This window comes from Sneathiella sp. D3-11 (assembly GCF_055809395.1).
Genome location: NZ_CM147911.1, coordinates 2,120,445 through 2,136,483 on the forward strand (window position 1 = coordinate 2,120,445; position 16,039 = coordinate 2,136,483).

Consider the following 16,039-nt stretch of genomic DNA (forward strand, 5'->3'; position numbering starts at 1 on the left):
GCAATCAGAAAGGGGAATGCCGATGTATCGCCCGAACAAACTAAAAGAGCACCTGAAGGCGGGGGAAAAGGCCGCGGCCTGCTGGATATTCTCAAATTCCTCGGACATGGCGGAGATTGTAGCAGGGGCAGGTTTCGATGCGCTTATGATTGATCATGAGCATGGTTCAGGCAGTTTAGAGACTGCGATTGATCAGCACCGGGCAGTGCGATCCGTCAGTGACGTGACTGTTCTGATGCGGGTTCCCTGGAACGATACTGTTCTGATTAAACGTGCGCTGGATAGCGGAATGGACGGAATTATGGTGCCATCCGTTAACACCGCAGAGGAAGCAAAGGCCGCCGTTGCAGCCTGCCGCTACCCCCCGACGGGTATACGAAGTGCAGGGTTTGGCGCGGCACGGGCGGGAGGATATGGCCGGACGGCGCGATCATATCGAGACAATCTCGACAATGACTTGATGATCATATGCCAGATTGAAACCAAGGAAGCCGTTGGAAATATTGAGGAAATCGCAGCTGTCGACGGTGTTGATATGCTGTTTATTGGGCCCAACGATCTATCCGGCAGCATCAACAAGCTCGGCGAATTTGATGACCCTGAAGTCAAGGCTCTATTTGAGGAGGCGCGGGATCGCATTAAGGCGAGCCCAGCCTATCTCGGTTGCATATCGAAGGGGGCGACACAAACCAGCGACCTTTTCTCGCAAGGGTTTGATTTTCTTCTTTGCACCGGGGATACAGGGCTGGTTTCAAGCGCTGCAGACGAACTCCTGAAAAATATCAAGAAATAGCGACATCCGTCCGACGTAATTCCTCTGCAGGCAGTTGGATCCGGTTAAAGTGTCACGTTATGGCTAGCGGCGGCTTCGGTGATCTGACGCCAGGTTTCCTCGTCAATGTCGATGCCCTCGGCACGGCGTTGCTCCCGCTGCTCTCGTTCCGGATCGCCCGGAACGATCACGTTGTCATAACCTGCACGCGGCGGAGAATCGCGCACGTAATCGCACATCGCCTTCATCTCGCTCGCGATATAGTCCGTATCCGTCAGACGAGTTGGATCTATGATGATGGAGAGCATATTATTAATAATGCGGGTGTCGCGGACATTCTTCGGCTGGATCGTGCCACCGCCGCCGATCGCGCCGGTCAATAACTCACACATCAATGCCAGACCATATCCCTTATGCTCTGCCAATGGGAGAAGAGAGCCAACCTCGTCAGAGAACATAACGCCCGGATCTGTTGTCGCGTTACCGTCTTTATCGATAAGCAGTCCTTCCTCCAACTTTTTGCCACTGTTATGGGCGACCCGAATTTTCCCTAGTGCGACCTTGCTCGTTGCGAAATCAAGGATGATGCGCGGCTCTTCCGCGGTATCGGGGAGGGAAACACAGATCGGATCTCGTACCGTAGCGGGCATCCGCACCACGATGTGGCGCGACGAGGCCTCTATGCCCCGTGACATTGACAAAATGAATTGAGACAAGGCCCGCATCAGCGCATTGTTCCCCATAGGTTCCAACACGGCCGATATGGTGGGCATTTCGCAGGGCAGAGAGCGCGAGGCCAGTTTCCTTCGCGACGGAGATGGCCTGCGCCATTGCTTCGCGGGCGATGACCTGCCCAAATCCGGCTCTGCCGTCAAAAACCAGAATTGAACCATCCTTCTTGATCTGCTCCACATGCTCATTGGGATGGAGGGCGCCAGCCTTGATGTTGTCGATATAGCGGGGGATCATCCCGACACCATGGCTATCATGACCGGAAAGGTTGGCAAGGACGAGGTGATCGGCAACGATCGCGGCCTCAATCGGTTCACTTCCTGCCGCCTTGAATATTTTCTCAACGAAGTCCTGCAAGACGTCATGCTCAATACGCATAGATCGGTTTCTCCCGCTATTGGTTTTTATTTATATCGCTGTCATTCCGCCATCGACCACAAGTTCGGACCCTGTGACGTGGCGTGCCTCGTCGGAGGCAAGGAACAGAATGCAATTTGCAATGTCGACGGGCTCTGCGGCAGCTTTTAGGGGAACACGCCCGGGAATAGCGTCCCAGCCTTTTTCGATATTCCCGCCATACATCTCCATCAGCTCATCGCCCATATTAGTGCGGACCGGGTCGGGATGCACGGAATTGCAGCGAATGCCATATTCCTTATTGGCGCAATGAATGGCGACCGTTTTGGTGAGCTGCCGAACAGCTGCTTTTGAGGCGCCATAGGCCGCGAGTGTAGGTGTGCCGATTATCGCCGCAACAGAGGAAATATTGACGATGGCGCCGCCTCGGTCTTTCATGGCTTTGATCGCGGACTGACAACCCAGGAAGACACCTTCGACATTCACCTTCTGGATAGCCTGCCAATGGGCCAGATCCGTATCTTCAATTGTTTGATGGTCCCCGATGGAGAGAATACCAGCATTGTTTACGAGAATATCGAGCCCCTTGGTATCAGAGGTGATCGTCGCCATTACCTGCTGCCAGTCTTCTTCTTTTGTGACGTCCTGAGCAATGAAACGGGCATTTTCGCCAAACTCCTTCACAGCGGCTTCCCCTACCTCTGTGTTTTTGTCGGTCATCAGGACATAAGCCCCTTCCTCGACAAACCTTCGGGTGGTTGCAAGTCCGATACCGGTTGCAGCCCCTGTTATCAGCGCGACCTTGTTTGCTAATCTACCCATGATCTCCCCTTTATTATTCTTATGGCGCTCTGGATGAAGCGGCGTCCTTGTTCAGATTTGTTATGCTGTTATCTTTCCACATAGCACCGTAATTTGCGAGATGGAAAGTCGCAGGAATAGAAATTGAACAGGTCAGGGTGAATTTACGGGCGGTTCGCGGCCAATCGCTCGGGAGCAAGGTTAGCATCTTCGAAATCGTCGAACTGGTTTACTTTAATCAATGATCGCAGATTATCCACATATTCCTGCCCTTTCTCGGAATATACATGCAGCGTATCAACGAGAGGGGCAGTATCATAGGTGAGTTTCGGGCCTGTATGACGGCGGGCACGAATTTCCCGGAACTCGGCATAGGCCGCATGGGAATTCAGATTATGAACATAGGCGGCAATCGAGTCGGCGATAGAGTTGAATGCCTTAACTTCATGGGTTTCATCATCGGCCCTATCGTCCGGGACAATTCCCTTACCTGCAGACCAGACTCGCTGTCCGAAAAGGGCGTTTCCTTCGCGAGCGAAACGCGACGTTCCCCAACCGGATTCTTCCACAGCCTGAGCAAGCGCCAGTGGTACAGGGACTTCATCGACTTTTAGCAAAAGCTGTTCAAGATCAGTCGTTTCTTCCCGGTAACGAATGGCCATTTCATCAAGCCATTTCCTGTCGGTGGCGCGGAGGTTATCAACCCCTGTATTATCTTGAAGGAGGGTTGAAAGGCGCTCCCGCCGATCCAAGATTTTCTCATTGGTGCTCAGGATGAGGGGTAAAACGATCTTGATAAACGCCTTTTTGCGCTGGTCTACATCTGTAACGTCAGCAATATCAACCGGAACCTGCTCGACGTAAAAGCGCGGAACAGGCTGTCCGTTGCGAATATCCTGCAACTGGTAGTCTACCTGACTCAGAGCCGTATCAAGAGAAGCCATGTCGAATTGATCGGATTGCTCCCGCGTTTGAGAGCTCGCGGGGGTGCGTTTTGCGAACAATGCCCTGCTCTCGCCGTAGGAAGAAAAGCTGACATTATGTGCACTGTCAATAAGCTCAGGCACCAGATACGCCGTCGCCAGAACTACGCCTGCCAATGTCACGATCTTGTTTGATTTAATACCAGATCTAAAAAGCTGCATAATTAAATTTGCGTAGTGTCCTAGCCATCGAAATGAGCCAACTGCCGAGAATACAATATGTAGATGTGCTGCCGTTCTTTTACACAATATATAGGCTCAAAATGCATTTTAATGCACTTTGAGCCGAAAATGGAATATGTGAGTCTCTATCTACGATATCAAGAGAAGATTTATCTTGTGTAATTTTAGTAATTGATTCAACTGGTTATAAAATTTCCATCTATTTAGCGCGAATTTGGGCCAAATTAAAATGGGCTAAATAGCGAATCAAGAAGTTGGTATAAGCGAAAACAGGAATACCGAGATCATGTCACCGCATCCAGCTGCCGAGTTGTCAGATTGCCTGGTACAACGGTAATCGGGATTGCAAATGTACCGGACATTTCGCCAACAAGGCTTTTGATCAAGGGGCCGGGCCCGACAGTATCTGGGGACGCCGCAAGCACAAGGACGCGGATATCGGAGTCTTCCTCAATCAGTGCCAAGACTTCTTCCTTTTTATGTCCGTCGCGGATGACGAATTCCGGCACGATGGTCGTTTCCTTCTGAATTTCCTCCGCGAGGTTTTGCAAGAGCTCTTCGGCGCCCTCACGGGCTTCTTCTCGCATTGCTTGCTCCACCCCCATCCAGTGTTGGAACTCAGGCGGTTCAATGACATAGAGCAGAATCACGCCGCCGCCAACGTGCCATGCCCGACGGCTGGCGAAGCGGATAGCCGATTTGCATTCCGGCGTTTCGTCGACGACGACAAGAAACTTGTTGCGCACGCCGCTCTGGGTCTCCTCTGACATAAAGACTCCGTCAGTTGTTTTCGGGAAAATTATCCTGCCACTATCGGCACAGTTATTTCAAGAGAATGTTGCTGATCTCTTGCAGCTGTGTCCGGGCGCGCAAGACATAGAAGCCTTGAGCCGTCAGATGATTAGGTAGAAACTGGGAATCCGGCGTAGCATTGACGACAATAAATGGATCAAGGTCAATTACCGATTTAAGACTTGCAAGCATTTGCGCCCAGGCGTTGGTAAGTCCACGCTCCTTGATCAGGCTCTCATAGTCTTGCGACAGCGCCTTTAGCAGTAAGTAGTAGCCATACGCCTGCCCTTTAACGCCATAGAAAATATTATCCGCCTGAAAATCAATGAGATCGCCTGAATTTTCATCGATATGCTTGTCGATTGTGGCGGTCGACGATCCGATATCAAGGGCAATCCGGTCAAGCGTTGCCAACAGATTATCGGCGCGTTTCTCGAATACGGCTTTGCCTTCAGCGAGCCGCTTGTTATAGCTGATCAAAGAGGTCCGGGCCTTTTCATACTGCTCCTCAGAAGCCGCAGTAGGCAGCAGAGAGACGGACGGATCCCAAGCCCATTTTGTGCCTGAATATTGCAGCAAACCTGCCGCTTCCTGTAAGTCGGGGTCCGTCTGGCTGGAGCCGCGTGTCCGGCCAATCTGATCAGTCAATTCAAACCCGAACCGGGCAAGCGCGGAAATTATTCCCTGCTGGTAATTCGGCATATTGTCGAGGGCGGCAGAGGGCATGAAGAAAGGATCGTTCGCTGTCCAACGATTGACATTGATTTCCCTGTCAATAAGACCGGCCATCATATCCACCGCATGGCTGCCCCCGGCAACAACATTGGTACCGGTCGGCACAAAATCGGTGTCGTCCTCAATGTTATTGATCATGATCATGCCGACGGGATAATAAAGAACCAAGAAAAGCAGAATAAGCAACGCGAACACTTTCCAGCTCCGCTTCGCGCTTTCCCGAACCGCCGCGGCCCGCCGACCGATCCGTTTCGTCTCCTTACCGCTACTGCCGATTTCGCTCATCTATCTTGTCCCGTAACCGAGTGATCCGTTCATCTGGCTTCATTCAAAGATGTATGTTGTTTCGGTCAGACTTACAAGTTGCCTTCCTTAAGGGCGAATAAATCCGACTACTTCTTTGACCTCTGCCATGACCGGCGCGGCGAGGGCGGCAGCGCGTTCCGCTCCTTCTTTAAGGATAGTATCCACATGCGCAGGATCCGCCATGAGTCTTTTCATTTCTTCTCCGATGGGGCCGAATTTCTCAACGGCCAGTTCGGTAAGCGCTGGCTTGAAGGTAGAAAACGCTGCTCCGGCGAACTTATCGAGAACCGCCTGCTTGCTAAGATCGGCAAGCGCCGCATAGATGCCAACGAGATTGGCGGCCTCCGGCCGACCTTTCAGACCCTCTTCCATTTCAGGTAGCGGATCGGCATCCGTTCGCGCCTTGCGGAGTTTTTTGCGATACTGTCGCGATCATCCGTAAAGGTGATGCGCGAATAATCACTCGGATCAGACTTTGACATTTTCTTGGATCCGTCCCGCAGGGACATGACCCGCGTTGCCGCGCCAAAGATCAAAGGTTCTACGAGCGGAAAGGTTTCGGTCCCGTAATCATTGTTGAACTTCTGCGCAATATCACGGGTCAGTTCAAGATGCTGCTTCTGATCTTCGCCAACCGGAACATGAGTTGCCTTGTAGGCGAGGATATCTGCCGCCATCAGGGAGGGATAGGCATAAAGGCCGACGGACGCATTTTCGCGATTTTTACCAGCCTTCTCCTTGAACTGGGTCATGCGATTTAACCAGCCGAGGCGCGCAACGCAATTGAATATCCAGGCAAGTTCTGCGTGGGCCGCGACAGTGCTTTGCGCGAAAATAATCGATCGCTTTGGATCCACTCCGGCAGCAATGTATGCCGCCGCCACTTCCCGCGTATTACTGCGTAAGTCTGCCGGATCCTGCCAGACCGTGATGGCGTGCATATCAACAGCGCAGTAAATACATTCATAATCTTCCTGCAATCCCACAAAATTGCGGATCGCGCCGAGATAGTTACCGAGATGAAGATTTCCGCTTGGCTGAACGCCGGAGAAAATACGAGACATGACTAAAAGCTCCTCACGCTTTGGACACGGGCCCCAAAATTGACGGACTGATCATCAGGCCATCGGGACCGGGATGGGCTGCTGCCCGGGAATTGATCTCGGCCTTATTGCAGGCGCCTTCGGTATCGTCAACAGATTTACGCGTTCGGGCGGCGTTTCAGCATGGATTTTATTTCTTGCAGGCGCGCAGTGCCGGTGAGAAGGCTGCTGACGGCATATAATACGCCGCCGCCAATCACCAGTGAGATGAGGGCGCCAACTCTCTCTGTCATGTCACCGGAAAAAGCATTGGCCAGATATTCACGGGCGAAATAGAGTCCGGCGGCCATGATAGCGGAAGCAACAATCATACCCGCGAACCGTCGGAGGAGACGTGAATCCGCGGCATAATGGCCGCGCCGTCGCAGAATTAAGAATAGTAACACTACATTAAACCAGGAGGAGAGAGAGGTGGCGAGTGCGATCCCCACATGCTCCAGATAGCGGATCAGTATGAGGCTCAAAACTACATTCAGTATCATGGCGAGAACGCCGACAACCACCGGCGTTGTGGTATCCTCCCGCGCAAAAAATCCCGGTGCAAGAATTTTAACAAGCACATAGGCGGGAAGCCCGGTTGCGAAGGCAAGCAGGGCCGCCGCTGTTGCACGGCTTGCTTCTAAGGTAAATTCTCCATGCTGAAACAGGACGGACGTAATTTCCTCCGGGATAACAATTAACGCGGCTGCCGCTGGCAAGGTGAGGAGCATGGAAAGTTCCATCGCGCGGTTCATGCTGTTCATCGCTGTTTTTTCTTCGCCTGACCGAAGTTGCCGCGAAAGCATCGGCAACAGTGCGGTGCCGACCGCAATACCGATCACGCCCAGTGGAAGTTGATACACCCGATCAGCGTAGTACAGATAGGAAATAGATCCCGTCGCCAGGAAGGACGCAATAATCGTTCCAACCAGGATATTGATCTGCATCACGCCGGCACCAAGCGCACCGGGAAGCATCAGGCGGAAGAGGCGTTTGATGTCGGAATTGAAGGCGGGCCAACGGAGTTTGATACCGATCTCCGCCCGTTTGCACGCGATGGCAAGAAATATTACCTGAGCCACACCAGCAATCGCAACGCCGATAGCGAGCAGCATGCCGACATCGGCTTCTGTACGGCCTATTCCAATCAGCAGGCAGGCAATAAGAATAATATTGAGCAGGATTGGCGCTGCGGCCATCGCCGCAAATTTATAAAAGGCATTTAATATGCCTCCCAGAAGAGCAACGATGGCCATTGCAATCAGGTAGGGAAATGTGACGCGGGTAAATTCGACGGCCAGCTCAAACCGTGATCCGTCCGGGGCAAAGCCGGGTGCCAGCATCAGCATCATAACCGGCATGAAGATCATGAAAAGGGCTGAAAAGATAAGAAGAAAACCGACAAGAATGCTGAGCGCATGGCCCGCAAATTCGAGTGCTGGGTCTTTACCCTCCGCTTCTAGTTTGCGCGCAAACAGAGGGATGAAGGCGGCAGAAAACGCGCCTTCCGCCACCAGGCGGCGAAACATGTTCGGAATGCGAAAGGCAACAAAGAAAGCGTCCGCCACCGGCCCGGCACCTAACACAGACGCCATCAAAATATCGCGTAAAAATCCGAGGACGCGACTGATCATGGTAAAGCCACCGACTGTGGCCACGGACTTAATCAAACTCATGAACCCCCTATAGCACAGGCGCGCTAGAGCTGCCCATCAGCTTCCGCTACTCGCTGCTTTTTTTGTACGGGTTGCTTTTCTTTTTGGTTTCATATCTTCGGTAAGAGCAAGAAGCAGTTTCTTCTCTATATTTGCAAGCTTGACTTTGTTGGTAATTTTCAGGCCGAAACTGTCTTTTACATAGAAAACGTCAACCGCTCGTTCACCATAGGTCGCAATATGAGCCGACGAGATGGACAGGGAAAGCGTGAATAATGTTCGGGTCAGCTTGGCAAGCAAGCCGGGTCGATCGCGTCCCCGCACCTCAATCACGGTATGGGTGTTCGATGCCTTGTTATCCAGAATTATTGCGGGCTGTACGGTAAAGACTTCCGTTCTGCTCGGTAGGCTTGATTCCCGCAGCTCCACTATTTCCAAGTGAGGTTTTCGGGAGCCCTGAAGCGTGTCCTCGATCGCCTGGTGCAATTTTTTCATGCGTCCCCGTTGATCGTAAACCTTGCCTTCAGAATCCTGAATAAAAAATGTATCGAGCGCCATACCGTCCGTCGTAGTATGAATTTTCGCATCCACGATATTCGCGCCGCTTATCGACATGGCGCCAGTGATCCGGGAAAAGAGACCTGGATGATCGGCAGTATAAACAATAACTTCCGTTATTGAACGGAAGGGGTCGCTTTTTGACTCGATGGTGAAAAGCGCTTTCTCCTTGTCCGCTTTTCGCATTAGCTCCGCATGGGTGACGCGGTCTTCACTGCTGGTGCCGATCCAGTAGGATTGATAGAAACGCCGGATATGGGCATCAATATCGCCTTTTTGCCATGACCTTAGAAGTTCGCGTAATTCTTCCTGGTAATGCTTGGCCCGCTCCGCCCGGCCTTCTGAAATATGACCGCCGGTCAAGGCATTTTCCGAGGCGTAGTAAAGTTCACGCAGAAGCTGACCTTTCCAGCCGTTCCAGACATTTGGCCCAACCGCTCGGATATCCGCGACTGTCAGGACCAGCAGAAGCCGTAACCGCTCAGGGCTTTGAACGATTTTGACAAAATCCTCAATAGTTTTTGGGTCTGAGATATCCCGTTTGAAGGCAAAGGCGCTGAACGCCAGATGATATCGCACGAGCCATGCCACCGTTTCCGTCTCTGACGGCGACAGCCCGAGCCGGGGACAGAGTTTTTCTGCTACCTCGGCCCCGAGGATTGAGTGATCTCCGCCGCGTCCCTTCGCGATATCATGGATCAATACGGCGCAGTAGAGGACATTTCGTGACACGATCTTGGGCATAATATTGTGAGAAAGAGGGTGTTCACTTTGCAAGGCACCATCTTCAATCTGCGAAATGATGCCGATTGCCCGAATGGTGTGCTCATCCACGGTATAGACATGATACATATCATGCTGCATTTGGGCAACGACACGGCCGAAATCGGGAATAAACCGGCCGAAGACACCGGCCTCGTTCAGGCGTCGGAGGGTTGTTTCCGGATCTTTGCGACTGGTCATCATCTCAAGGAAGAGTTGGTTTGCCCGCTCATCATTGCGAACACTGCGATTGATCAGCTTGAGATCCTGTCGGATTAGACGGAGTGCATTTGGATGGACATCCAGGCCCTTTTCCTGAGCCAGATGGAACAGTTCCAGCATCCGTATCGGATCTTTTTTAAAATCATCTTCGTGGGCCACGTCAATGCGTCCGCTTTCGACGACGTAGCCTTTTAACTTCCGTCTGGCAAGCCCGAAACGAGGGATCGGCAGACGGCTTTTCTTCTGTTGCTCTGCCTCAAGATTGGCGCAGAAAATACGCGTCAGGTCCCCAACATCCTTCGCGACGAGGAAGTAATGCTTCATGAACCGTTCCACGCCGCTGGACCCGGCATGATCTTTATAGAGCAACCGTTTAGCGAGTTCCGTTTGAACGTCAAAGGTGATCCGTTCTTCCGGACGCCCTGTCAGATAGTGAAGATGACACCGCACGGTACGAAGGAAATTTGATGCCTTGGTAAATCTGCGGCGCTCCTTCTCGGTAAAAACACCGAGTTTCACAAGCTTTGATATATCCGTCGTCCCATGCAGAAATTTCGCGATCCAGAACAGGGTTTGCATATCACGGAGACCGCCTTTTCCCTCCTTGATGTTGGGTTCAACGACATAGCGGGAATTGCCAAAACGATCATGACGCTCTTTTCTTTCCTTCAGCTTTGCTTCGATAAACTCGCGGCTGTGTCCGGAAACAACCTCCTTCATATATTTGCGATACATCTCCGTGAACATTTCCTGATCGCCCCAGACATAGCGTGCCTCTAGCAGGGCGGTCTGGATTGTTGTGTCTTTTTTAGCGAGGCGGACGCATTCATCAACGGTACGGGTGGAATGCCCGACTTTCAGGCCGAGATCCCAAAGCATATAGAGCACAAACTCGATTACCTGCTCACACCAGGAGGTCTGTTTGTAGGGAAAGAGAAAGAGCAGATCGACATCGGAGAAGGGTGCCAGCTCCCCCCGGCCATATCCCCCAACCGCAACGAGCGACAGCTTTTCTTCTGGAGTCGGGTTGCTCAATTGATAGACATATTGGGCCGCAACATCGAAAATAGCACGAATTAGCTGATCGACCAGGAAGCACTGGGCATACATCATTGCCCGGCCTTTATTGGATTGCTGGAAGCGCTGTTTTACAACGTCGCTGCCATGGTCGAGGCGCACCTTAAGCTGGCGTAAAATTTCCTGTCGGAATTCAACGCTACTCGTATCGAACTTATCAGCTGTCTCGGCGATCGACTGGACTAATGCGCGACGGTCGATAATTTCTTTCTGATTTGGAATTTTTTCCATTTGCAATCCAATTGGCCTGCCGACCTTGCTATATGACTGGCTGCCTTTTAAACTTTATTGAAACGCTATTTAGCAAATATTGGGACCAAAAGCCCGAATTATATGATCATTGATATTTTGAAGTACGGAATCTTACCAACAGGTCCCCTGTTATGAAACAGTTCGATATTGACGATTTGTCGGTTGCCGCAGCATATAAATCCTATCCCAAAGAACAAAGAAATAAACTTTTGGCGCTAAGGCAGCTTATATTCGAGACTGCCGAAACAATCGGCGATATGAAATTGAGTGAAACGTTGAAATGGGGGAGCCAAGCTATAATGCAAGTGGCAAGGCGGGCACGCCAATCCGGCTTGCGCCGTCCAAGGAAAAGAATATGTGTGGTCTATTCGTGCATTGTCAGACCAGCCTTATTAATGAATTCAGAGATCGGTATCCGGATACTTTTCATTATAGCGGGACGCGCGCTATTTTTTTGAGTCTGATAGTACCCTTGCAACTCCGGAGCTTCGGGAATTTATCACCGCGGCGTTGACGTATCACCGGCGCAAATCCAACGTATTCAAGGCTTGACCTTATGGATTTTTGGGCCTTAGTAGATGGCGCGGTAATGGGTGCCGCACTTATCATTGCCATCGGCGCGCAGAACCTGTTTGTCCTGCGTCAGGGTGCACGGCGCGACCAGATATTCATCATCTGCCTGTTATCATCCTTGATTGACGCATCGTTAATCCTGTTAGGGGCGATGGGACTTGGCTCTTTCATTGCGGCTTTTCCCGCGCTGGTGCCATGGGCGAGCTGGGGCGGCGCGCTTTTCCTGATCCTATTCGGTTTTCTTTCCTGTCGGCGGGCAATCTGGCCGGAGCCCATTCAGGCAATTGATGAAATACCGTTTATTACCTCAACCCGAAAAGCAATTCTATTGACGCTCGCGTTTGGATTCTTAAATCCGCATGTCTATCTGGATACGGTGATTTTGCTGGGTAGTATCGCCTCGGGATATGCAATAAATGCGCGGATTTACTTTGTGATCGGAGCGGTCGTTGCATCTTTCGTCTGGTTTTTCGCTATTGGATATGGCGCGCGACTATTTGCGCCAGTAATGCAGAACCGGACGGGTGCCCGCTGCCTCGAGTTGATTGTCGCCACGATGATGTTTTTTATTGCGGCCAGCCTTATTTATGATCAGCTGGCCGCAATAGATTAAAGGCTGGATCAGGTGATCGTCTGGCCGCCATCAATCACGATTGTTTGGCCTGTCAGGAACGTCCCGGCATCAGAGGCCATCAATATGGCGGCGCCAGCAATCTCTTCTGGCTGCCCGATCCGTTGCAGCGGCGCACGTGATGTTGCACGTTTCAGAATTTCCGGGTCTTCCCAAAGTGCCCGCGCAAAATTTGTCTGGATCAAACCTGGAGCGATCGCATTGATGCGAATATTGTCTGCGCCATGTTCAACGGCAAGGTTGCGGACGAGCTGCATATCTGCTGCCTTGGAAATGCTGTAGGCCCCCAGAACAGCCGAACCTCGAATGCCGCCAATTGAGGAGACAATGATGATGGCGCCATCCTTGCGGGCCTTCATTTCAGGCAGAACCATATTGCAGAGCCAGTGGTTTGACTTGATATTGGCGGCCATAATTTTGTCAAACGCATCATCGGGGATGTCTGTGGACGGGCCAAAGAAGGGGTTGAGGGCTGCATTGCAAACCAGTACATGGATTTCGCCCATCTGTTTATGAGCTTCATCCACAAGGTTTTGCAGTGACTCCTTAGAATTGATGTTGCAGGGGATGACAATTGCCTGACCGCTGCTTCCCTCTGGCAGGCTATCATTGATTTCCTTCGCCACTTCTTCGCAAACTTCTGCCTTCCGGCTTGAAATCGTAACCTTTGCCCCTGCCAGTGCCATTTGATGGGCAATTGCCTTGCCGATGCCCTTGCTGGAGCCGGTAATGACAATATTTTTGCCGGTCAGATCAAACATATTATGTCTCCCTTATTGTTATTTTTAGTGGTTTATTCTGAGTTGAAACCTAATGAGTTGTGACTGCGTTGTCATTAATTAGTTGGTCAGTCACGGCTCAGTTTCTTGAGTTCATAAAGCAGGTTGAGCGCCTCGCGAGGTGAAAGGTCGTCAACATTGATGGTCTTGACGCGCTCTTCAAGCTTGGATGGCGTTTTTGTCTTTTCCTGCGCCGCCGTTTCCGCAATCACCGTAGAAAAAAGCGGGAGGTCGTTGGCGAGCCGCGTTGCCGCCGAGCCCTGATCCTTTTCTTCTAACGCAGCCAGAACGGCCTCCGCCCGCTTTATGACGGTTTTGGGAAGGCCAGCTAATTTCGCAACCTGAATGCCATAGGACCTATCTGCCGATCCGTCTCCAACTTCATGCAGGAAGATGACATCACCTTTCCACTCCCGTACACGCATGCTGTGGTTCTGAAGCGCATCAAGCTTGGCGGCGAGCGCCGTTAATTCGTGATAATGGGTTGCGAACAGAGCCCGGCACTGATTGATGTCATGCAGGTTTTCAACCGTCGCCCATGCAATGGACAGACCGTCATATGTAGCGGTTCCCCGACCAATCTCATCAAGGATGACAAGGGCGCGCGGGCCCGCCTGATTGAGGATTGAGGCAGTCTCCACCATTTCGACCATAAAGGTTGAACGACCACGGGCGAGATCATCGGCGGCGCCAACGCGGCTAAAAAGCCGATCAACTATGCCAATATGGGCGGCATTTGCGGGCACGAAAGCGCCCATCTGCGCCAATATTGTAATCAGTGCGTTCTGCCGTAAAAATGTGCTCTTACCGGCCATATTCGGGCCAGTCAGAAGCCAGAGCCGCTGCGCTTCGTTGAGGCAACAGTCGTTGGCAACAAAATCGGCTTCGGCGCTGGCTTTAAGTGCGGCTTCGACGACCGAATGTCGACCTCCGGCGATATCAAAGCAAAGGCTATTATCCACGACAGGGCGACAGTAGGATTGTTCTGTCGCCAATTCTGCATTGCTTGCGGCGACGTCAATACGGGCAATGGCTTCGGCCGCGGCGAGGATTGCCGGTCCGGCCTTTTTCACTTTTTCGACCAGCTCATCGAATAAGGAAATTTCCATCGCCAGCGCCCGATCCGCCGCGCGTGAGATTTTGTCCTCCAGCTCGCCAAGTTCAACTGTCGAATAGCGCACTGCATTTGCCATGGTCTGACGGTGGATGAAATGTTCCGTCATTTTGTCGGCAGAATCGCGGTGTGATCTCGATAAAATAGCCAAGCACATTGTTATGCTTGATCTTGAGAGAGGGGACATCAACTTCCTTCGCGTATGCCGCTTGCAGATTAGCAATATGCCGACGGCTTTCATCGCGGAGCGTGCGGAATTCCTCCAAATCGGCACGAAAACCGCGAGCGATAAAGCCGCCATCTCGCGCCAGTAAAGGGACATCCGGCGAGAGGGCCGCGCGCAAGAGTTCAACAATTTCCGCGTGATATCCAAGCCGTTCACTTGCCTCTGTCAGACCAGCGGGCAGGGAATCAAGACCGCTTGTGGCCATACATTCCCGAATATTCGCTGTCTCCGCAAGGCCATCGCGAATTACAGCGAGGTCACGTGGCCCACCCCGCCCCAGTGTCAGGCGAGAAAGCGCCCGCTCAGTATCCGGGCAGCGCCGCAGGATCTCGCGAAGCCGCTCCCGCCGGCCATGGTCGCTGGTAAAGAAGCTCACCATATCGAGCCGTTCGGTGATTTTTGCAGGATCAGTAAGAGGGCTTGATAAATCTGCGGCGAGGCGACGACCTCCACCGCCAGTGACCGTCCGGTCGATTGTGGCGAGCAGACTTCCGCTTTTCTCTCCAGTCATTGTGCGGGTTAGCTCAAGATTGCGGCGGGTTGCGGCATCGATGGACATAACATCTGAGGCGGCGAGCTTCACCGGTGCTTTGATCAGGGGGAACTTACCCTTCTGCGTCAGCTCTACATAGTCAACCAGTGCGCCCGCTGCAGCCAGCTCTGCTCGATTGAAGGCACCGAAAGCATCAAGGGTTGCCACATCGAACAGCACTTTGAGGCGTTTTTCGCCATTTTGGCTATCAAAACGGACAGACGGCAGTGGAGTCAGCGCTTTTCCCCAGTCGTTCATAAGCTCCGAAAAATTCTCTTCATCCAACCACTTATCCGAAACCAGAATTTCACCGGGCTGGAGGCGTGCAATCTGGGTAGGCAGATCATCCAGTTCGGTCCCAACCGTAAAAAACTCACCGGTAGATATATCAAGCCAGGCCATGGCATAATCTTTTCCAGCCCGTGCGAGCGCGAGCAGAAAATTATGGCTTCTGGCATCAAGAAGGCTGTCTTCGGTAATGGTGCCCGGCGTAACCAGTCGCACAACCTCTCGCGCAACCACGGCTTTATAGCCGCGCTTCTTCGCCTCCGCCGGACTTTCCGTTTGTTCAGCAACCGCGACCCGATGTCCTTTACGGATCAGCTTTTGCAGATAGTTATCCGCCGCATGAACGGGAACACCACACATGGGAATGTCATCGCCTTCGTGCTTTCCTCGTTTCGTCAACGCTATATCAAGTGCTTTTGAGGCGATTTCGGCGTCGTCAAAAAACAACTCGTAAAAATCACCCATCCGATAAAACAGCAAGCTGCCAGGATGCGCCTCCTTGATGGCGAGATACTGTTCCATCATGGGGGTTACTGATTTATTCGGTTGCGACTTGGTTTTGACTAAGGTAGGCATGAAGGAAAACTACCATAGCAGGCCATTTTGCCAACTGCTTAATCGTAATTT

General features: G+C 52.0%; 12 protein-coding genes and 2 pseudogenes. 3 read left to right on the forward strand and 11 right to left on the reverse strand.

The annotated features are described in order from the left end of the window. The first annotated feature begins 22 nt into the window (after nt 1-22). On the forward strand, nt 23-793 hold the full coding sequence (locus AC0L73_RS10810; RefSeq protein ID WP_473653734.1) for an HpcH/HpaI aldolase family protein: 771 nt from the start codon (nt 23-25) through the stop codon (nt 791-793). 44 nt (nt 794-837) lie between these two features. On the opposite strand, the gene AC0L73_RS10815 is transcribed toward AC0L73_RS10810, so the two are convergent. The 9 genes and pseudogenes from AC0L73_RS10815 to AC0L73_RS10855 form a co-directional block, all read right to left on the reverse strand. After that, nucleotides 838-1,422: an Ldh family oxidoreductase gene (locus AC0L73_RS10815; protein ID WP_473653735.1), complete on the reverse strand. Its 585-nt coding sequence runs from the start codon at nt 1,420-1,422 to the stop codon at nt 838-840. After that, a complete protein-coding gene (locus AC0L73_RS10820; protein ID WP_473653736.1) occupies nt 1,349-1,882 on the reverse strand; it encodes an Ldh family oxidoreductase in 534 nt (177 codons plus the stop codon). Before AC0L73_RS10820 ends, AC0L73_RS10815 begins: the two co-directional genes overlap by 74 nt. Before the next feature lie 30 nt (nt 1,883-1,912). After that, nucleotides 1,913-2,683, reverse strand: coding sequence for a glucose 1-dehydrogenase (locus AC0L73_RS10825; protein WP_227948209.1), 771 nt, complete (start codon nt 2,681-2,683; stop codon nt 1,913-1,915). 143 nt (nt 2,684-2,826) lie between these two features. After that, nucleotides 2,827-3,807, reverse strand: a complete 981-nt coding sequence (locus AC0L73_RS10830; protein WP_473653737.1) for a glucosaminidase domain-containing protein — start codon at nt 3,805-3,807, stop codon at nt 2,827-2,829. 305 nt (nt 3,808-4,112) lie between these two features. Next, nucleotides 4,113-4,598 carry a universal stress protein gene (locus AC0L73_RS10835; protein ID WP_473653738.1) on the reverse strand — a complete coding sequence of 162 codons (486 nt, stop codon included), beginning with the start codon at nt 4,596-4,598 and terminating at the stop codon, nt 4,113-4,115. A 52-nt stretch (nt 4,599-4,650) separates the two neighbouring features. Beyond that, on the reverse strand, nt 4,651-5,640 hold the full coding sequence (locus AC0L73_RS10840) for a DUF2333 family protein (protein WP_473653739.1): 990 nt from the start codon (nt 5,638-5,640) through the stop codon (nt 4,651-4,653). Between the two features lie 87 nt (nt 5,641-5,727). Beyond that, nucleotides 5,728-6,725, reverse strand: a pseudogene (gene trpS / locus AC0L73_RS10845) (tryptophan--tRNA ligase). Nucleotides 6,726-6,862: 137 nt separating this feature from the next. Beyond that, nucleotides 6,863-8,419, reverse strand: a complete 1,557-nt coding sequence (murJ, locus tag AC0L73_RS10850; protein ID WP_473653740.1) for a murein biosynthesis integral membrane protein MurJ — start codon at nt 8,417-8,419, stop codon at nt 6,863-6,865. A gap of 36 nt (nt 8,420-8,455) precedes the next feature. After that, complete coding sequence (locus tag AC0L73_RS10855; protein ID WP_227948203.1) at nt 8,456-11,248, reverse strand: [protein-PII] uridylyltransferase; 2,793 nt, start codon at nt 11,246-11,248, stop codon at nt 8,456-8,458. Between the two features lie 152 nt (nt 11,249-11,400). Between AC0L73_RS10855 and AC0L73_RS10860 the strand changes: the two genes are divergently transcribed. Further along, nucleotides 11,401-11,727: a hypothetical protein gene (locus AC0L73_RS10860; RefSeq protein WP_473653741.1), complete on the forward strand. Its 327-nt coding sequence runs from the start codon at nt 11,401-11,403 to the stop codon at nt 11,725-11,727. 98 nt (nt 11,728-11,825) lie between these two features. Continuing rightward, nucleotides 11,826-12,455, forward strand: a complete 630-nt coding sequence (locus tag AC0L73_RS10865; protein WP_227948201.1) for a LysE/ArgO family amino acid transporter — start codon at nt 11,826-11,828, stop codon at nt 12,453-12,455. A gap of 8 nt (nt 12,456-12,463) precedes the next feature. On the opposite strand, the gene AC0L73_RS10870 is transcribed toward AC0L73_RS10865, so the two are convergent. Together AC0L73_RS10870 and mutS are read right to left on the reverse strand one after the other, a co-directional pair. Continuing rightward, the gene (locus tag AC0L73_RS10870) at nt 12,464-13,234 is read right to left on the reverse strand and encodes an SDR family NAD(P)-dependent oxidoreductase (RefSeq protein ID WP_227948200.1); all 771 of its coding nucleotides are present in this window, start codon (nt 13,232-13,234) and stop codon (nt 12,464-12,466) included. 86 nt (nt 13,235-13,320) lie between these two features. Further along, nucleotides 13,321-15,937 (reverse strand): annotated as a pseudogene (gene mutS, locus AC0L73_RS10875) (DNA mismatch repair protein MutS). Between the last annotated feature and the right edge of the window lie 102 nt (nt 15,938-16,039).